The 14628-nt window shown below is 63.2% G+C and carries 13 protein-coding genes and 1 tRNA gene; 12 read left to right on the top strand and 2 right to left on the bottom strand.

What is annotated here, in order from left to right:
* The first annotated feature begins 55 nt into the window (after window positions 1–55).
* On the top strand, window positions 56–550 hold the full coding sequence (locus NLM31_RS26900) for a DUF1772 domain-containing protein (RefSeq protein ID WP_254194202.1): 495 nt from the start codon (window positions 56–58) through the stop codon (window positions 548–550).
* A gap of 392 nt (window positions 551–942) precedes the next feature.
* On the opposite strand, the gene NLM31_RS26895 is transcribed toward NLM31_RS26900, so the two are convergent.
* Window positions 943–1728 carry an SDR family NAD(P)-dependent oxidoreductase gene (locus NLM31_RS26895; protein ID WP_254194201.1) on the bottom strand — a complete coding sequence of 262 codons (786 nt, stop codon included), beginning with the start codon at window positions 1726–1728 and terminating at the stop codon, window positions 943–945.
* 134 nt (window positions 1729–1862) lie between these two features.
* On the opposite strand from NLM31_RS26895, the gene NLM31_RS26890 reads away from it, so the two are divergent.
* Both NLM31_RS26890 and NLM31_RS26885 read left to right on the top strand, forming a co-directional pair.
* On the top strand, window positions 1863–2561 hold the full coding sequence (locus NLM31_RS26890) for a histidine phosphatase family protein (protein WP_254194200.1): 699 nt from the start codon (window positions 1863–1865) through the stop codon (window positions 2559–2561).
* 69 nt (window positions 2562–2630) lie between these two features.
* Window positions 2631–3398: an SDR family NAD(P)-dependent oxidoreductase gene (locus NLM31_RS26885; protein ID WP_254194199.1), complete on the top strand. Its 768-nt coding sequence runs from the start codon at window positions 2631–2633 to the stop codon at window positions 3396–3398.
* A gap of 195 nt (window positions 3399–3593) precedes the next feature.
* On the opposite strand, the gene NLM31_RS26880 is transcribed toward NLM31_RS26885, so the two are convergent.
* Window positions 3594–4823 carry a serine hydrolase gene (locus tag NLM31_RS26880; RefSeq protein ID WP_254194198.1) on the bottom strand — a complete coding sequence of 410 codons (1230 nt, stop codon included), beginning with the start codon at window positions 4821–4823 and terminating at the stop codon, window positions 3594–3596.
* A gap of 164 nt (window positions 4824–4987) precedes the next feature.
* Between NLM31_RS26880 and NLM31_RS26875 the strand changes: the two genes are divergently transcribed.
* The 9 genes from NLM31_RS26875 to rpoB all read left to right on the top strand — a co-directional run bounded on the left by NLM31_RS26875 (window position 4988) and on the right by rpoB (window position 14586).
* Window positions 4988–5063, top strand: a tRNA-Trp gene (locus tag NLM31_RS26875).
* 328 nt (window positions 5064–5391) lie between these two features.
* On the top strand, window positions 5392–5583 hold the full coding sequence (gene secE / locus NLM31_RS26870) for a preprotein translocase subunit SecE (RefSeq protein ID WP_007611620.1): 192 nt from the start codon (window positions 5392–5394) through the stop codon (window positions 5581–5583).
* Window positions 5583–6140, top strand: coding sequence for a transcription termination/antitermination protein NusG (nusG, locus tag NLM31_RS26865; protein WP_092294124.1), 558 nt, complete (start codon window positions 5583–5585; stop codon window positions 6138–6140). Before secE ends, nusG begins: the two co-directional genes overlap by 1 nt.
* A 133-nt stretch (window positions 6141–6273) precedes the next feature.
* Window positions 6274–6702, top strand: a complete 429-nt coding sequence (gene rplK / locus NLM31_RS26860; RefSeq protein WP_027554142.1) for a 50S ribosomal protein L11 — start codon at window positions 6274–6276, stop codon at window positions 6700–6702.
* 6 nt (window positions 6703–6708) lie between these two features.
* Window positions 6709–7401 carry a 50S ribosomal protein L1 gene (gene rplA / locus NLM31_RS26855; protein WP_063682741.1) on the top strand — a complete coding sequence of 231 codons (693 nt, stop codon included), beginning with the start codon at window positions 6709–6711 and terminating at the stop codon, window positions 7399–7401.
* Window positions 7402–7507: 106 nt separating this feature from the next.
* Entirely contained in the window at window positions 7508–8461 is a 954-nt protein-coding gene (locus NLM31_RS26850) for a 2-hydroxyacid dehydrogenase (protein ID WP_254194197.1), read from the top strand.
* A gap of 581 nt (window positions 8462–9042) precedes the next feature.
* A complete protein-coding gene (rplJ, locus tag NLM31_RS26845; protein WP_254194196.1) occupies window positions 9043–9561 on the top strand; it encodes a 50S ribosomal protein L10 in 519 nt (172 codons plus the stop codon).
* A 54-nt stretch (window positions 9562–9615) separates the two neighbouring features.
* Window positions 9616–9993, top strand: a complete 378-nt coding sequence (rplL, locus tag NLM31_RS26840; protein ID WP_212092210.1) for a 50S ribosomal protein L7/L12 — start codon at window positions 9616–9618, stop codon at window positions 9991–9993.
* Window positions 9994–10467: 474 nt separating this feature from the next.
* Entirely contained in the window at window positions 10468–14586 is a 4119-nt protein-coding gene (gene rpoB / locus NLM31_RS26835) for a DNA-directed RNA polymerase subunit beta (protein ID WP_254132191.1), read from the top strand.
* Window positions 14587–14628: the final 42 nt, after the last annotated feature.

The following is a 14628-nucleotide window of genomic DNA, read 5'->3' as shown; positions in this document are numbered from 1 at the left end:
AGAGTTTATCGCCTTTATCAAATGCGAGAGTTTATCGTATTTGAGGAGGCGTGGCATGCGGCAGGTTTTGACGAACGGATTGCTCTGGTTCTCGGCGCTCGGCTGCGGCCTCATGGCCGGCATCTATTTCGCGTTCTCGACCTTCATCATGACCGCGCTCGGCCGGCTCGATCAGGCCGCCGGTATCGCGGCGATGAATGCCATTAATGTCGACATCGTGCGCTCGCTGTTCATGCCGTTGTTCCTCGGCACGACGGTGGCTGGCGCGGCGCTGGTCGTGTTGGGCGCGTTGCGCTTCAGTGAGCCCGGCGCGGTGAGCATGATCGCAGGCGGCGGCCTCTACGTCATCGGCATGTTCGTCGTGACAGTTGCGCTCAACGTGCCGCTCAACGATGCGCTGGCCGCGGTGCAGCCGTCATCGCCAGAGGCGGGCGCGGTATGGGCGGCGTATTTGAAGGATTGGGTGTTCTGGAATCATGTGCGGACGATTGCGTCGATTGGAGGCTGTGCGCTGTTTATCGTAGCGCTCGCGGCTCAATCGGTCTCGTAGGGTGGGCAGAGGCGCAAGGCGCCGAAAGCAAAGCTCGGGCGACATGCGCCGCGAGGATGAGAAGGCGTGTCAACGGGGCGTAGGATGGGTAGAGCACTTGCGAAACCCATCATGCTCCGGTGCGGAGGAAGCGTTGATGGGTTCGCTTCGCTCTACCCATCCTACAATCTGCTGCGCTCGCAATGACGATGTTGATGCAGTTATGCGCGATTTCTCTCCGCCGTCGTCCCGGCGAAGGCCGGGACCCATACCGCGGAACCCATCGAGTGCATTCAAGTGAAAGTACCGATCGACGAGTCGTCGCCAAACTGCTCCCTGAGGTTATGGGTCCCGGCCTTCGCCGGGACGACACTGAGAGTGTGGCGCTGCTGAAGCCAAAGGCGAGACCTTTGTCAGACCGGCTTCCCCGTATACGGCATCGACGCCGTGAGGCCACCGTCCACCGGGAAGGCCTGGCCGTTCACGTAGGACGCTTCGTCGCTGGCCAAAAACAGTCCCATCGCGGCGAGCTCGTGCGGCTGGCCGGGGCGCTTCAAGGGATTGAGCTGGCCGATCTTGTCTTGGGTGCCGCGCTCCTTGGCGCGGTCGAAAATCGGCTTGGTCATGCCGGTCTCGATCAGGCCGGGGCACACCGCGTTGATGCGCACGCCGGTGCCGGTGAGCGAATAAGCGGTGGTTTGCACCAGAGAGATCACGCCGGCCTTGCTGGCGGCATAAGGATGTCCGCTCGCGCCGGCCTTGAGGCCCGCAACCGATGCGGTGAGCACGATTGCGCCGGACTGCTGTTTCACCATGTGCGGCATCGCATGCTTCACCGCGAGGAACGGTCCGATCAGATTGACGCGCAGCACCTCCTGCCACTGTTCGACGGTCTGCTCGCCGAGCGGAACGAGCCCGCCGGAGACGCCGGCGTTGGCCCAGATCACGTCGAGCCGGCCATGCGTCTTCACCGCCTTGTCGATGACGGCGATGACGTCCTGCTCGGAGCCGGCATCGGCGATCATCGCCTCCGCAACGCCGCCGGCCTTCTTCACCTCGTCGACCGTCTCCTTCACCGCTTCGGTGCGATCGACCGCGATCAGCTTGGCGCCTTCCTTGGTGAAGAGGTGTGCAGCGGCGCGGCCGATGCCGCTGCCCGCGCCGGTGATGATGACGGATTTGCCTTGCAGACGGCCCATGCGATTCTCCCTTTGGTATGCCGTGCGACGCTTGCCGCGCGACGGAATTTCAAACAGAATTTGAAACAGTAAAGTGTCTTGAGACACGTTCACACCTGACGTACAGCGACATCACACGAGATGGAAGGGCTTCAATGGCAACCGCAGACAAGCCGAATGTGGTCACGACACGCTGGTGGTGGGTTCGTCATGCGCCGGTGCGCAATGACGGCGGCAACATCTACGGACAGAGCGATCTCGCCTGCGACACCCGCGACACCTACGTGTTCAATGCTGTTGCCAAGGTGCTGCCACGCAAGGCAGTGTGGTATTCGAGCAATCTGATGCGCACGCATCAAACGGCTGAAGCGATCTGGGAGGCGGGCTATCCGCGGCCCGTGTCGATGAAATGGGAGGCGGACCTCGCCGAGCAGAATCTCGGTCGCTGGCAGGGCATGAATCGCGCCGAGTTCATCGCCAGCCGTCCCGTCGGCTCGAGCTGGTTTGCCGACATCAACGAGCCCGCGCCCGGCGGCGAAAGTTTCATGGATCTCTACAACCGCACGCGCCGCACCGTCGAGCGGATCAACAATGAGGCGGCGGGGCAGGACGTGATCGCCGTCGCGCATGGCGGCACCATCAAGGCGGCGATCGGTCTCGCACTCGACGGCCAGGTGGAGCGGGCGCTGTCGTTCGACATCGACAATGTCTCGATCACGCGGCTCGATTATTTCGCCAGCCCCGAGCGCTCGGTCTGGCGGCTGCCCATGGTGAACCAGCAGCCGTGGATCGCGGACGATGCGCATTCCGAGATGCATCAGCCGGCGGGACCGGAAGTCAAGAAGCTCGCCTGAGGCTGTTGTCCGTTCGCGCGGACGCGGCGTAGGATTCAGGCAAATCAAATCATATCCTGGGAGAGAAACATGACCTTGTTCGACATGAAGGGCAAAGTTGCCGTCATCACCGGCTCGACGCGCGGGATCGGGCTTGCCATCGCCGAGCGCATGGCCGAGCACGGCGCCAAGGTGGTGATCTCCTCGCGCAAGGCCGATGTCTGCGACGAGGTCGCCAGGGGCATCAACGACAAGTTCGGCAAGGGCACCGCGGCCGCGATCGCGGCGAACATTTCATCGAAGGAGAATCTGCAAAACCTGGTCGACGAGAGCAACCGCGCCTTCGGCAAGATCGACGTGCTGGTGTGTAACGCCGCGTCGAACCCGTATTACGGTCCGCTTGCCGGCATCTCCGACGATCAGTTCCGCAAAATTCTCGACAACAACATCGTCGCCAACAACTGGCTGATCTCGATGGTGGTGCCGCAGATGATCGAGCGCAAGGACGGCTCGGTGATCATCGTGTCCTCGATCGGCGGCCTCAAGGGCTCGACCATTCTCGGGGCCTACGCGATCTCCAAGGCCGCCGACATGCAGCTTGCACGCAACCTCGCCTGCGAATACGGCAAGCACAACATCCGCGTGAACTGCATCGCGCCCGGCTTGATCAAGACCGATTTCGCGAAAGCGCTATGGGACAATCCGGAGAACCTGAAGGCCTCGACCTCGCGCTCGCCGTTGCTGCGCATCGGCATCCCCGACGAGATCGCGGGTGCGGCGGTGTTCCTGGGATCCGCGGCCGGCGACTTCATGACCGGCCAGACCATGGTGATCGACGGCGGCGCGACGATCAGTTGAGGTTTGCGGAGAAGGGCACCTAAGCTCACTCCAGCATCAGCGTCATCGTCCGCGAAAGCGGGCGATCCAGTACTCCGCGGCCGAAGTGGTGTGAACAAACTGCCGCTACGGAGTACTGGATGCCCCGGTCAAGCCGGGGCATGACGGTGAGTGTGTGGATGCGGCCTCGCGGCTCGCGCGACTAAGCGAACGCCCTCACTCTACCGCCGCGTAAACCAGATCCCGCACCAGCGTGCGCGTAAAATCGCGTTGTCCCGGTCCCTGGGTCATGAACACCGTGAACAGATCCTCCTTCGGATCGATCCAGAAGAACGTGCCGGCAATGCCGCTCCAGAAATAGTTGCCGACACTGCCGGGGAAGGGCGCGATGCCGGCGTCGCGGCGAACGGCGAAGCCGAGACCGAAACCGTGGCCGGGCGAAAGAAGCGTGCCGTTGGTCACGACGTGCGGCCCGAGGTGATCGGACGCCATCAGCTCCAGCGTCTTGCGGCCGATGATCCTGTTGCCGTCGAGGGTGCCGCCATTGCGCAGCATCAGCGCGAAGCGGGCGTAGTCCGTCGTGGTGGAGACCAGGCCGCCGCCGCCGGATTCCATCACCGGCTGCTCGAGCATGTTGAACAGCGCGACCTTGTCACCGGTCCAGGGATCGGCTTCGAATGGCTGCGCGAGCCGGCCGGCGTTGGCCTCTGAGGTCGAGAAGCCGGTCTCGGTCATCTGCAACGGCGCGAGGATGCGCTCGGTGAGATAGGTGCCGAGCGACTTGCCGCTGACGACCTCGATGATGCGGCCGAGGATGTCGGTGGAACGGCTGTAGTTGAACTCGTCGCCGGGGTGGCAGACCAGCGGGAAGCTCGCCACCAGCGCGGCGTGCTCGGCATTGGTGATCTTGCGGCTGCGGACGCGGGACTCCTGGTAGAGCTTGTGCACCGGGCCGTCGCCCTGGTGCTCATAGGTGAGACCCGAGGTGTGGCGGAGCAGGTCCTGCACCGTCATCGGCCGCCTCGGTGGAACCAGTTCCAGCTTGCCACCGCTGACGACGCCGACCTTCTGGTCCGCGAACTCCGGGATGAATTTTGCGACGGGATCGCCGAGCAGGAGGTGGCCGTCCTCGACCAGCGCCATGATGCCGACCGAGACGATCGGCTTGGTCATCGAGAAGATCCGGAAGATCGAATCAAGCGCCATCGCCGGGCCCGCCGGGCTCTGCTTGCCGAGCGCCTCGAACCAGCCGACCTGGCCGCCCCTCGCCACCAGCACGGTCACGCCGGGGACGGTTCCCTTGTCGATCTCGCGCTTGAACGCGTCCGACATCGCCTGGAGGCGGGGCCGCGACAGGCCCAGCGTTTCCGGCTTGGCTTCGGGAAGAGACGGGGTTTTTGGCGCGGTCGAGGGGTGGGCGGCGGCTGTCGACGCTAAGGTAGTCATGGGGGCTCCCGGTTGTTCTTGATTATCGGGATCGGAGAGTGGCCCAGAAGCCGTTGCACAAACAAGCGAAGCCAGCGCGCTTCACCCTTGCAATCCGTCCTTGCAATCCGGCCGTCCCCTGTGCTTGAAAGCGCCCCTGATCCGGCGGCGACGCAAGGGTCCGTAGGAGTGTAGCTCAATTGGTAGAGCACCGGTCTCCAAAACCGGGGGTCGCAGGTTCGAGCCCTGCCACTCCTGCCAGCTAATCCCAGACAATCCGGATTGAAGGCAGGACGGCGCCGGGCTGAATAGCTCGGGCGCTGGGTCATGCGGGGCCCATAAGCCCTTGATCCGCATCACGTCCGTCAGCCGGGCCGGTGTGGATTCCAGCCCGCCCGCACCTTGACCTTTGGCCCCATCCGCAGTAGATACCCGGCACTCGCAGCCGGCCCGTTAAACGCGGATCTCCGGCGCGGCTTTGAAATCCCCCGAACAATCGAGCCCGGTTTTCCGGCTCATCCTTCGAGACAGAGGGCTGGGCCACAGGCGGCTGTTCGGATCCCTGAAATTCTTAATGGCGTCGCAAACGATGGCAGTCAGCCCGTTCAAGTTCTTGCAGGAAGTGCGCTCGGAGACCGCCAAGGTCACCTGGCCTACCCGTCGTGAGACCACGATCACCACCATCATGGTGTTCGTGATGGTCGCCGTGGCCTCGATCTTCTTCTTCGCCGCCGACCAGATCATCCGTTACCTCATCACCTTCCTTTTGGGCATTCACTGATGGCAACAGCCGCCGCAACCCAATCGTCCGACAAGCGCTGGTACATCGTCCACGCCTATTCGAACTTCGAGAAGAAGGTCGCCGAATCGATCCGCGAGCAGGCCAAGCAGCGCGGGCTCGAAGAGCTGTTCGAGCTGGTGCTGGTTCCGACCGAGAAGGTCACGGAAGTGCGCCGCGGCCGCAAGATCGACGCCGAGCGCAAGTTCTTCCCGGGCTACGTGCTGGTGAAGATGAAGCTGACCGACGAGGCGTTTCATCTGATCAAGAACACGCCGAAGGTCACGGGCTTCCTCGGCGCCGAGAACAAGCCGATGCCGATCTCGGAGAACGAAGCCATGCGCATCCTGCACCAGGTGCAGGAGGGTGTGGAACGGCCGAAGGCGTCGGTGTCGTTCGAGATCGGCGAGAACGTGCGCGTGGCCGATGGCCCGTTCGCCTCGTTCTCGGGTGTGGTCGAGGAAATCGACGAGGCGCGCTCGCGCGTGAAGGTCGCGGTGTCGATCTTCGGTCGCGCCACGCCTGTGGAATTGGAATTCGGTCAGGTCGAGAAGGTCTGATCGGGTAAGGCGCGAGGCCGAAAGTTTTCGCGCAAGCAGAGGCCGTGGGAGGGAGAGGGCGGTTGCCAGCCGCATCCGACCCAGACCACGAACCTGAAACCGCCGGTCCAGGCCGGCACAACAGGAGTGATACATGGCAAAGAAAGTGACCGGATACCTGAAGCTTCAGGTCCCGGCCGGTGCGGCGAATCCCTCGCCCCCGATCGGTCCCGCGCTCGGTCAGCGCGGTCTCAACATCATGGAGTTCTGCAAGGCGTTCAACGCCCAGACTCAGAAGGAAGAGAAGAACACCCCGATCCCGGTGATCATCACCATCTATGCGGACCGTTCCTTCACCTTCGAGATGAAGACGCCGCCGATGTCCTTCTTCCTCAAGCAGGCTGCCAAGATCCAGTCCGGCTCGAAGGCGCCGGGCCGTGACAAGGCCGGCAAGGTGACCAAGGCGCAGGTGCGCGAGATCGCCGAGAAGAAGATGAAGGATCTCAATTGCGACACCATCGAATCGGCCATGAAGATGGTCGAGGGCTCTGCCCGTTCGATGGGTCTGGAAGTGGCGGGGTAAGCGGCTATGGCAATCGGAAAGCGTTTGAACAAAGCCCGCGAAGGTGTTGACCGCGAAAAGCTTTACCCGCTCGCGGACGCCATCAAGATGGTCAAGGAACGCGCGAAAGCGAAGTTCGACGAGACCATCGAGGTCGCGATCAATCTCGGCGTCGATCCGCGTCACGCCGACCAGATGGTCCGCGGCGTCGTGACCCTGCCGAACGGCACTGGCCGTACGCTCCGCGTCGGCGTATTCGCCCGTGGCGCCAAGGCTGACGAAGCCAAGGCCGCAGGTGCCGACGTCGTCGGCGCCGAAGACCTGGTCGAGAAGGTGCAGAACGGCGCGATCGATTTCGATCGTTGTATTGCGACCCCCGACATGATGCCGCTGGTCGGTCGCCTCGGTAAGGTGCTCGGCCCGCGCGGCCTGATGCCGAACCCGAAGATCGGCACCGTGACCATGGACGTCACCGGTGCGGTGAAGGGTGCCAAGGGCGGCTCGGTCGAGTTCCGCGTCGAGAAGGCCGGCATCCTGCAGGCCGGCGTCGGCAAGGCCTCGTTCTCCGAGGAGAAGCTGGTCGAGAACATCAAGGCGCTCGCCGATGCTGTCTCGAAGGCGAAGCCGGCTGGCTCCAAGGGCACCTACATCCAGCGCGTTGCAGTGTCCTCGACGATGGGCCCAGGCGTGAAGGTCGAGCCGGGCACCATCCTCGGCTAAGGCTTGCCTCGGCTAAGGTTTGGAAATTGCATGAGGCGAGGGGCGGAATCGGGCGACCGATTCCGCCCCTTTCCATTTTCGACGGCACTCACCGGAAACAACAACAATGGCTGACAAGGTCCTGATCTATTCGCGCTTTCCCAAGACGATGATGGCGCGCTTCGCCGAGCGGTTCGAACTGCTCGACACCGGCGGCAGGAAGGCCACGGAGGTGTTTTCGGCGGAAGAACTCGGCGGCATCCGTGCGATGCTGACGGCCGGCGGCTCGCCGCTCGGCGCCGAGGCGATGGACCTGTTTCCGAAGCTCGGCGCGATCGTCTGCTACGGCACCGGCTATGACGGCGTCGACCTGAAGGCGGCAGCCAGCCGCAACATCGCGGTCGGTCACAGCCCCGGCGCCAATGCCGCCTCGGTCGCCGACATCGCGATAACCCTGATGCTGGCGACGACGCGGCGGATCCTGGTCGCCGATCAATATGTCCGCAGCGGCGATTGGGCGGCCTCGAAGCAGTCGCCGATGATGCGCCCGCAGGCGGGGATGCCCGGGCGCCGCATCGGCGTCTACGGCATGGGCGAGATCGGCCGCAAGATCACCGCGCGCTGCGCCGCCTTCGAGAGCGAGGTCGGCTATTTCAGCCGCAGCAAATGCGATCTGCCCTATCAATATTTCCCGTCGCTGGAGGCGCTGGCCGACTGGTGCAGCGTGCTGATGATCGCGGTCCGGGCGGGGGCTGAGACCCAGCACGTCGTCAACGCCGATATCCTAGGGCGCCTCGGTGCCGACGGCTACGTCGTCAACATTTCGCGGGGCTCGGTCATCGACCAGGAGGCCCTGGTCGCAGCGCTCTCCGACAAGACCATCGCCGGCGCCGGCCTCGATGTCTTCGAGAAGGAACCTCACGCCCCCGACACCCTGACCGCGCTCCCCAACGTGGTGTTCGCCCCGCATATCGGTGGCCACACCCTCGAATCGCACGTCGCCATGCAGAACTGCGTGCTGGCCAATCTCGGCGCATTTTTCGAGGGCAAGCCGCTGCCCCATGGGGTCAAATCGGCCTGAATCGGCCCTTGTCAGGCCGCCTCATGCCCGGTCGGCAACGGATTGGAACTGGTGTGAATTTTGCTCTTGGCAATCCGGCAGAGAGCGGTTAAAGAACCGCTTCCGGACGTGCCGGCCTTGGCTGGCGCGTTCGTGCACGCATTCCGAAAACCCGACACGCAGGAGATCATTCCTTTTCAGGACGTCCGCAAGGATTTGCCCGAAAAGGAAGGAAAATCCATCGGCCGGTGGGGGTGCGAGCAGAGGTCAGGCGGTTCGCCGGCTGGCCTTGTCCTGTCCAAGACTGCAGGCGCCCGCGGGAAATTTCGATTTCTCAACGGCTTAATCGCATGGCCTGCATAGACGGGTGAAGACCGGATTTCACCTCGCTTCCCACTTTAGGGTGGTCGCGGAAGGAGTTTGGTTCGGACCTCGACACGCCGTGGGCTCCAGCGAGCTCCCGGAGGGCAGGCTTTGAATTGTCGTCTCGCCCGGCGCGTGTCCGATGGGTTTTGGCCCTGAGGTTCAGGTTTTGGGTGGGACGATGGGTGCAACCCGGCGGTCCCGCTTTCGCGATGACCGCCAACCGGAAAGAGCTTGCTGTGGAACGAGCGGCAAAAAAGGAAGCGGTCGAACAGCTCAATGGGGTCTTCAAGACCACGAGCGTCGCGGTCGTTGCTCAATATTCCGGCCTCACCGTCGCCCAGATGCAGAAGCTGCGCCAGCAGATGAAGCAGGCGGGTGCCTCGGTGAAGGTCTCGAAGAACCGTCTCGCCAAAATTGCTCTTGAAGGCACTGACGTCGTTGCCATCGGCCCCATGCTGAAGGGACCGACCGTGATCGCCACTTCGAACGATCCGGTAGCGGCGCCAAAGGTCGCCATCGAATTCGCCAAGGCGAACGAAAAGTTCGTCATCGTCGGCGGCTCGATGGGGAAGACCGTCCTGAATGTCGACGGCGTGAAGGCGCTTGCCTCGCTGCCGTCGCTTGATGAACTGCGCGGCAAGATCGTCGGCCTGCTTGTGGCCCCGGCGACCAAGATCGCTCAGCTCGCCAACGCGCCCGCGGGCAAGCTCGCGCGCGTCATCCAGGCTCATGCCTCAAAGGGCGAAGCGGCCTGACGCCCTTCGCAAAACTCAAACCCGAACCAGACTTACACTCAAGGAAACTGAACAATGGCTGACTTGCAGAAGATCGTTGACGACCTCTCGAGCCTCACCGTGCTCGAAGCTGCCGAACTCGCGAAGCTCCTCGAAGAGAAGTGGGGCGTTTCGGCTGCCGCGGCCGTCGCCGTGGCCGGCCCGGCTGGTGGTGGCGCTGCCGCCGCTCCGGCGGAAGAGAAGACCGAGTTCACGGTCGTTCTCGCCAGCGCCGGCGACAAGAAGATCGAGGTCATCAAGGAAGTCCGCGCCATCACCGGCTTGGGCCTGAAGGAAGCAAAGGACCTCGTCGAGGGCGCGCCGAAGCCTGTCAAGGAAGGCGTGAACAAGGAAGAGGCCGACAAGATCAAGGTCCAGCTCGAGAAGGCTGGTGCGAAGGTCGAGCTCAAGTAAGCAACGCTTACTGGCGGGGTTCCGGGCCATGGCTCGGGACCTTGGTTCATCCCTCAAAAGGATGGGCCGGATGCAAAAGGCGTGCGACGGATCGTCCCGACGCAGGCCGAACACGAAAATGTGTGGGGATTTGAGGGTATACCCCTCGAATCTCCACTATTGTCGCCCCATATCGGGTCGGCAGCACGAAAGCGCGGTGGGCAGGGATGCCGGATTTCCCTGTAAGCCGTTGGGAGAGCAGGCTATTTCGGGCTTTTGCAGTCCGTGAAGAAGATCGTTGTGACGGGCGGGCGTGCCTATGCGCCCCGCGCGTCGTTTTGCGTTTTGAAGGTCTGAAGAACAGATTCAGGACATGACGGCCTGAAACTGGATTTTCGGTCCCCCAAAACGGGTTCGAAAAATTCAACCCGGGGAGCGGTGGCAGCCGCGTTCCGGACGGCGCGCCCAGAGCGGGCGACGAAATGAGAGGCCACGATGGCGCAGCAGACATTCACCGGTCGCAAACGCGTTCGCAAGTTCTTCGGACACATCAAGGAAGTCGCCGAGATGCCGAACCTCATCGAGGTTCAGAAGGCGTCCTATGACCAGTTCCTGATGGTCGACGAACCCGTCGGCGGGCGCCTCGACGAGGGCCTGCAGGCCGTGTTCCGCTCGGTGTTCCCGATCTCGGATTTCTCGGGCACCTCGATGCTGGAATTCGTCCGCTACGAGTTCGAGCAGCCGAAATATGACGTCGACGAGTGCCGCCAGCGCGGCATGACCTTCGCGGCTCCCCTCAAGGTGACGCTGCGCCTCATTGTGTTCGATATCGACGAAGAAACCGGCGCGAAGTCGGTCAAGGACATCAAGGAGCAGGACGTCTACATGGGCGACATTCCGCTCATGACGATGAACGGCACCTTCATCGTGAACGGCACCGAGCGCGTCATCGTCTCGCAGATGCACCGTTCGCCGGGCGTGTTCTTCGACCACGACAAGGGCAAGACCCATTCGTCGGGCAAGCTGCTGTTCGCTGCCCGCGTGATCCCGTATCGCGGCTCCTGGCTCGACATCGAGTTCGACGCCAAGGACATCGTCTATGCGCGTATCGACCGTCGCCGCAAGATTCCGGTGACGTCGCTGATGTTCGCCCTCGGCCTCGACGGCGAGGCGATCCTGTCGACGTTCTACAAGAAGATCCTCTACAAGCGGACCAAGGAAGGCTGGCGCGTTCCGTTCGACGCCAACCGTTTCCGCGGTTACTCGACCATCAACGACCTGATCGACGCCGACACCGGCAAGGTCGTGCTCGAGGCCGGCAAGAAGCTCACCGTCCGCGCCGCCCGCCAGCTCCAGGAGAAGGGGCTCAAGGCTCTGCGTCTGTCGGATGAGGAGCTCGTCGGCAACTACCTCGCCGAAGACCTCGTCAATCCGAAGACGGGTGAAATCCACGCCGAAGCCGGTGAGGAAATCACCGACAAGTCGATGAAGGCCCTCAACGAGCACGGCTACAAGGAACTGCCGCTGCTCGACATCGACCACGTCAATGTCGGCGCCTACATCCGCAACACGCTCTCGGCGGACAAGAACATGACGCGTGAAGACGCGCTGTTCGACATCTACCGCGTGATGCGCCCGGGCGAGCCGCCGACGCTGGATTCGGCGCAGGCGATGTTCCAGTCGCTGTTCTTCGACGCCGAGCGTTACGACCTCTCCGCGGTCGGCCGCGTCAAGATGAACATGCGCCTCGACCTCGATGCGCCCGACACCCAGCGCACGCTGCGCAAGGAAGACATCCTCTCCGTCATCAAGACGCTGGTGGATCTGCGCGACGGCAAGGGCGAGATCGACGACATCGACCATCTCGGCAACCGCCGTGTGCGCTCGGTCGGCGAGCTCATGGAGAACCAGTACCGCATCGGCCTCCTGCGCATGGAGCGCGCGATCAAGGAGCGCATGTCCTCGGTCGACATCGACACGGTCATGCCGCAGGACCTGATCAACGCGAAGCCGGCGGCTGCCGCCGTGCGCGAGTTCTTCGGCTCCTCGCAGCTCTCGCAGTTCATGGACCAGACCAACCCGCTGTCGGAGATCACCCACAAGCGTCGCCTGTCGGCACTTGGACCGGGCGGTCTGACCCGCGAGCGCGCCGGCTTCGAAGTGCGCGACGTGCATCCGACGCATTACGGCCGCATCTGCCCGATCGAGACGCCGGAAGGTCCGAACATCGGTCTGATCAACTCGCTCGCCACCTTCGCGCGCGTGAACAAGTACGGCTTCGTCGAGACGCCTTATCGCAAGGTCAAGGACGGCCGCGTCACCGACGAGGTCGTGTACCTCTCGGCGATGGAAGAGGGCCGCTACACGGTCGCGCAGGCCAACGTGCCGCTCGATCCGAAGGGCCGCTTCACCGAAGACCTCGTGGTCTGCCGTCACGCCGGCGAAGTCTTGCCGGTGACGCCGGACAAGGTCGACTACATGGACGTGTCGCCGAAGCAGCTCGTTTCGGTCGCCGCGGCGCTGATCCCGTTCCTCGAGAACGACGACGCCAACCGTGCGCTGATGGGCTCGAACATGCAGCGCCAGGCGGTGCCGCTGGTTCGCGCCGAGGCGCCGTTCGTCGGCACCGGCATGGAAGGCGTGGTTGCGCGTGACTCGGGTGCTGCGATCGCGGCACGCCGTTCGGGCGTCATCGACCAGATCGACGCGACCCGCGTCGTCATCCGCGCCACCGAAGATCTCGATCCGACCAAGTCGGGCGTCGATATCTACCGGCTGATGAAGTACCAGCGCTCCAACCAGTCGACCTGCATCAACCAGCGTCCGCTGGTGAAGGTGGGCGATATCGTCAAGAAGGGCGACATCATCGCTGACGGTCCGTCGACCGATCTCGGCGAACTCGCGCTCGGCCGTAACGTGCTTGTCGCGTTCATGCCGTGGAACGGCTACAACTTCGAAGACTCGATCCTGCTCTCCGAGCGGATCGTGAAGGAAGACGTCTTCACCTCGATCCATATCGAGGAATTCGAGGTGATGGCCCGCGACACCAAGCTCGGGCCTGAGGAAATCACCCGCGACATTCCGAACGTTTCGGAAGAAGCGCTGAAGAACCTCGACGAAGCCGGTATCGTCTACATCGGTGCGGAAGTGCGCGCCGGCGACATCCTGGTCGGCAAGATCACCCCGAAGGGCGAGAGCCCGATGACGCCGGAAGAAAAGCTTCTGCGCGCCATCTTCGGTGAAAAGGCCTCCGACGTTCGCGACACCTCGCTGCGCGTTCCCCCGGGCGTGCAGGGCACGATCGTGGAAGTCCGCGTGTTCAACCGTCACGGCGTCGACAAGGACGAGCGTGCGCTGGCGATCGAGCGGGAAGAGATCGAGCGTCTGGCCAAGGACCGCGACGACGAGCAGGCGATCCTGGACCGCAACGTCTACAACCGTCTTGCCGAGCTCCTCGAGGGACGGCAGGGCATTGCGGGCCCGAAGGGCTTCAAGAAGGACACCAAGATCACCCGTGCGGTGCTCGAGGAGTACCCGAAGTCGCAGTGGTGGCTGTTCGCTTCGCCGAACGACAAGCTGATGGCCGAGATCGAGGCCATGCGGAAGCAGTACGACGAGTCGAAGAAGGGGCTCGAGCAGCGCTTCCTCGACAAGGTCGAGAAGCTTCAGCGCGGTGACGAATTGCCGCCCGGCGTGATGAAGATGGTCAAGGTCTTCGTCGCGGTGAAGCGCAAGATCCAGCCCGGCGACAAGATGGCCGGCCGCCACGGCAACAAGGGCGTGGTGTCGAAGATCGTGCCGATCGAGGACATGCCGTTCCTCGAAGACGGTACGCACGCCGACATCGTGCTCAATCCGCTCGGCGTGCCCTCGCGCATGAACGTCGGACAGATCCTCGAGACCCATCTCGGCTGGGCCTGCGCCGGCCTCGGCAAGCGTATCGGCCAGACGGTCGATGCTTACCTGTCGAAGCAGGACATCAAGCCGCTGAAGGAAACCTTGAAGAAGGTCTACGGCGAGGACGAGACGATCAAGACGCTCAACGACAACGAGCTGCTTGAACTCGGCCATAACCTCAGCCGCGGCGTGCCGATCGCGACGCCGGTGTTCGACGGTGCCAAGGAAGCCGACATCGAGGAGATGCTGAAGCTTGCAGGTCTCGACGCTTCGGGTCAGTCGACCGTCTATGACGGCCGCACCGGCGATGCCTTCGATCGCAAGGTGACGGTGGGCTACATCTACATGCTCAAGCTGCACCATCTCGTCGACGACAAGATCCATGCGCGTTCGATCGGTCCGTACTCGCTCGTCACCCAGCAGCCGCTGGGCGGCAAGGCGCAGTTCGGCGGCCAGCGTTTCGGCGAAATGGAGGTGTGGGCGCTCGAAGCTTACGGCGCGGCCTACACGCTTCAGGAAATGCTGACCGTGAAGTCGGACGACGTCGCCGGCCGTACCAAGGTGTACGAGGCGATCGTGCGTGGCGACGACACCTTCGAGGCCGGTATTCCGGAATCGTTCAACGTGCTGGTCAAGGAAATGCGCTCGCTCGGCCTCAACGTCGATCTGCACAATTCCAAGGTGGGACCGGCGCCGACGTCGGAAGCAGCCGAGTAATACGACCTTTCATGCCCGGCCTTCGCGGCCGGGCATTGGCGC

The organism is Bradyrhizobium sp. CCGUVB4N (genome assembly GCF_024199945.1).
GTDB lineage: Bacteria > Pseudomonadota > Alphaproteobacteria > Rhizobiales > Xanthobacteraceae > Bradyrhizobium.
The sequence above is the reverse complement of the archived record's forward strand: the minus strand, read 5'-3'. Positions and strand labels throughout refer to the sequence as shown.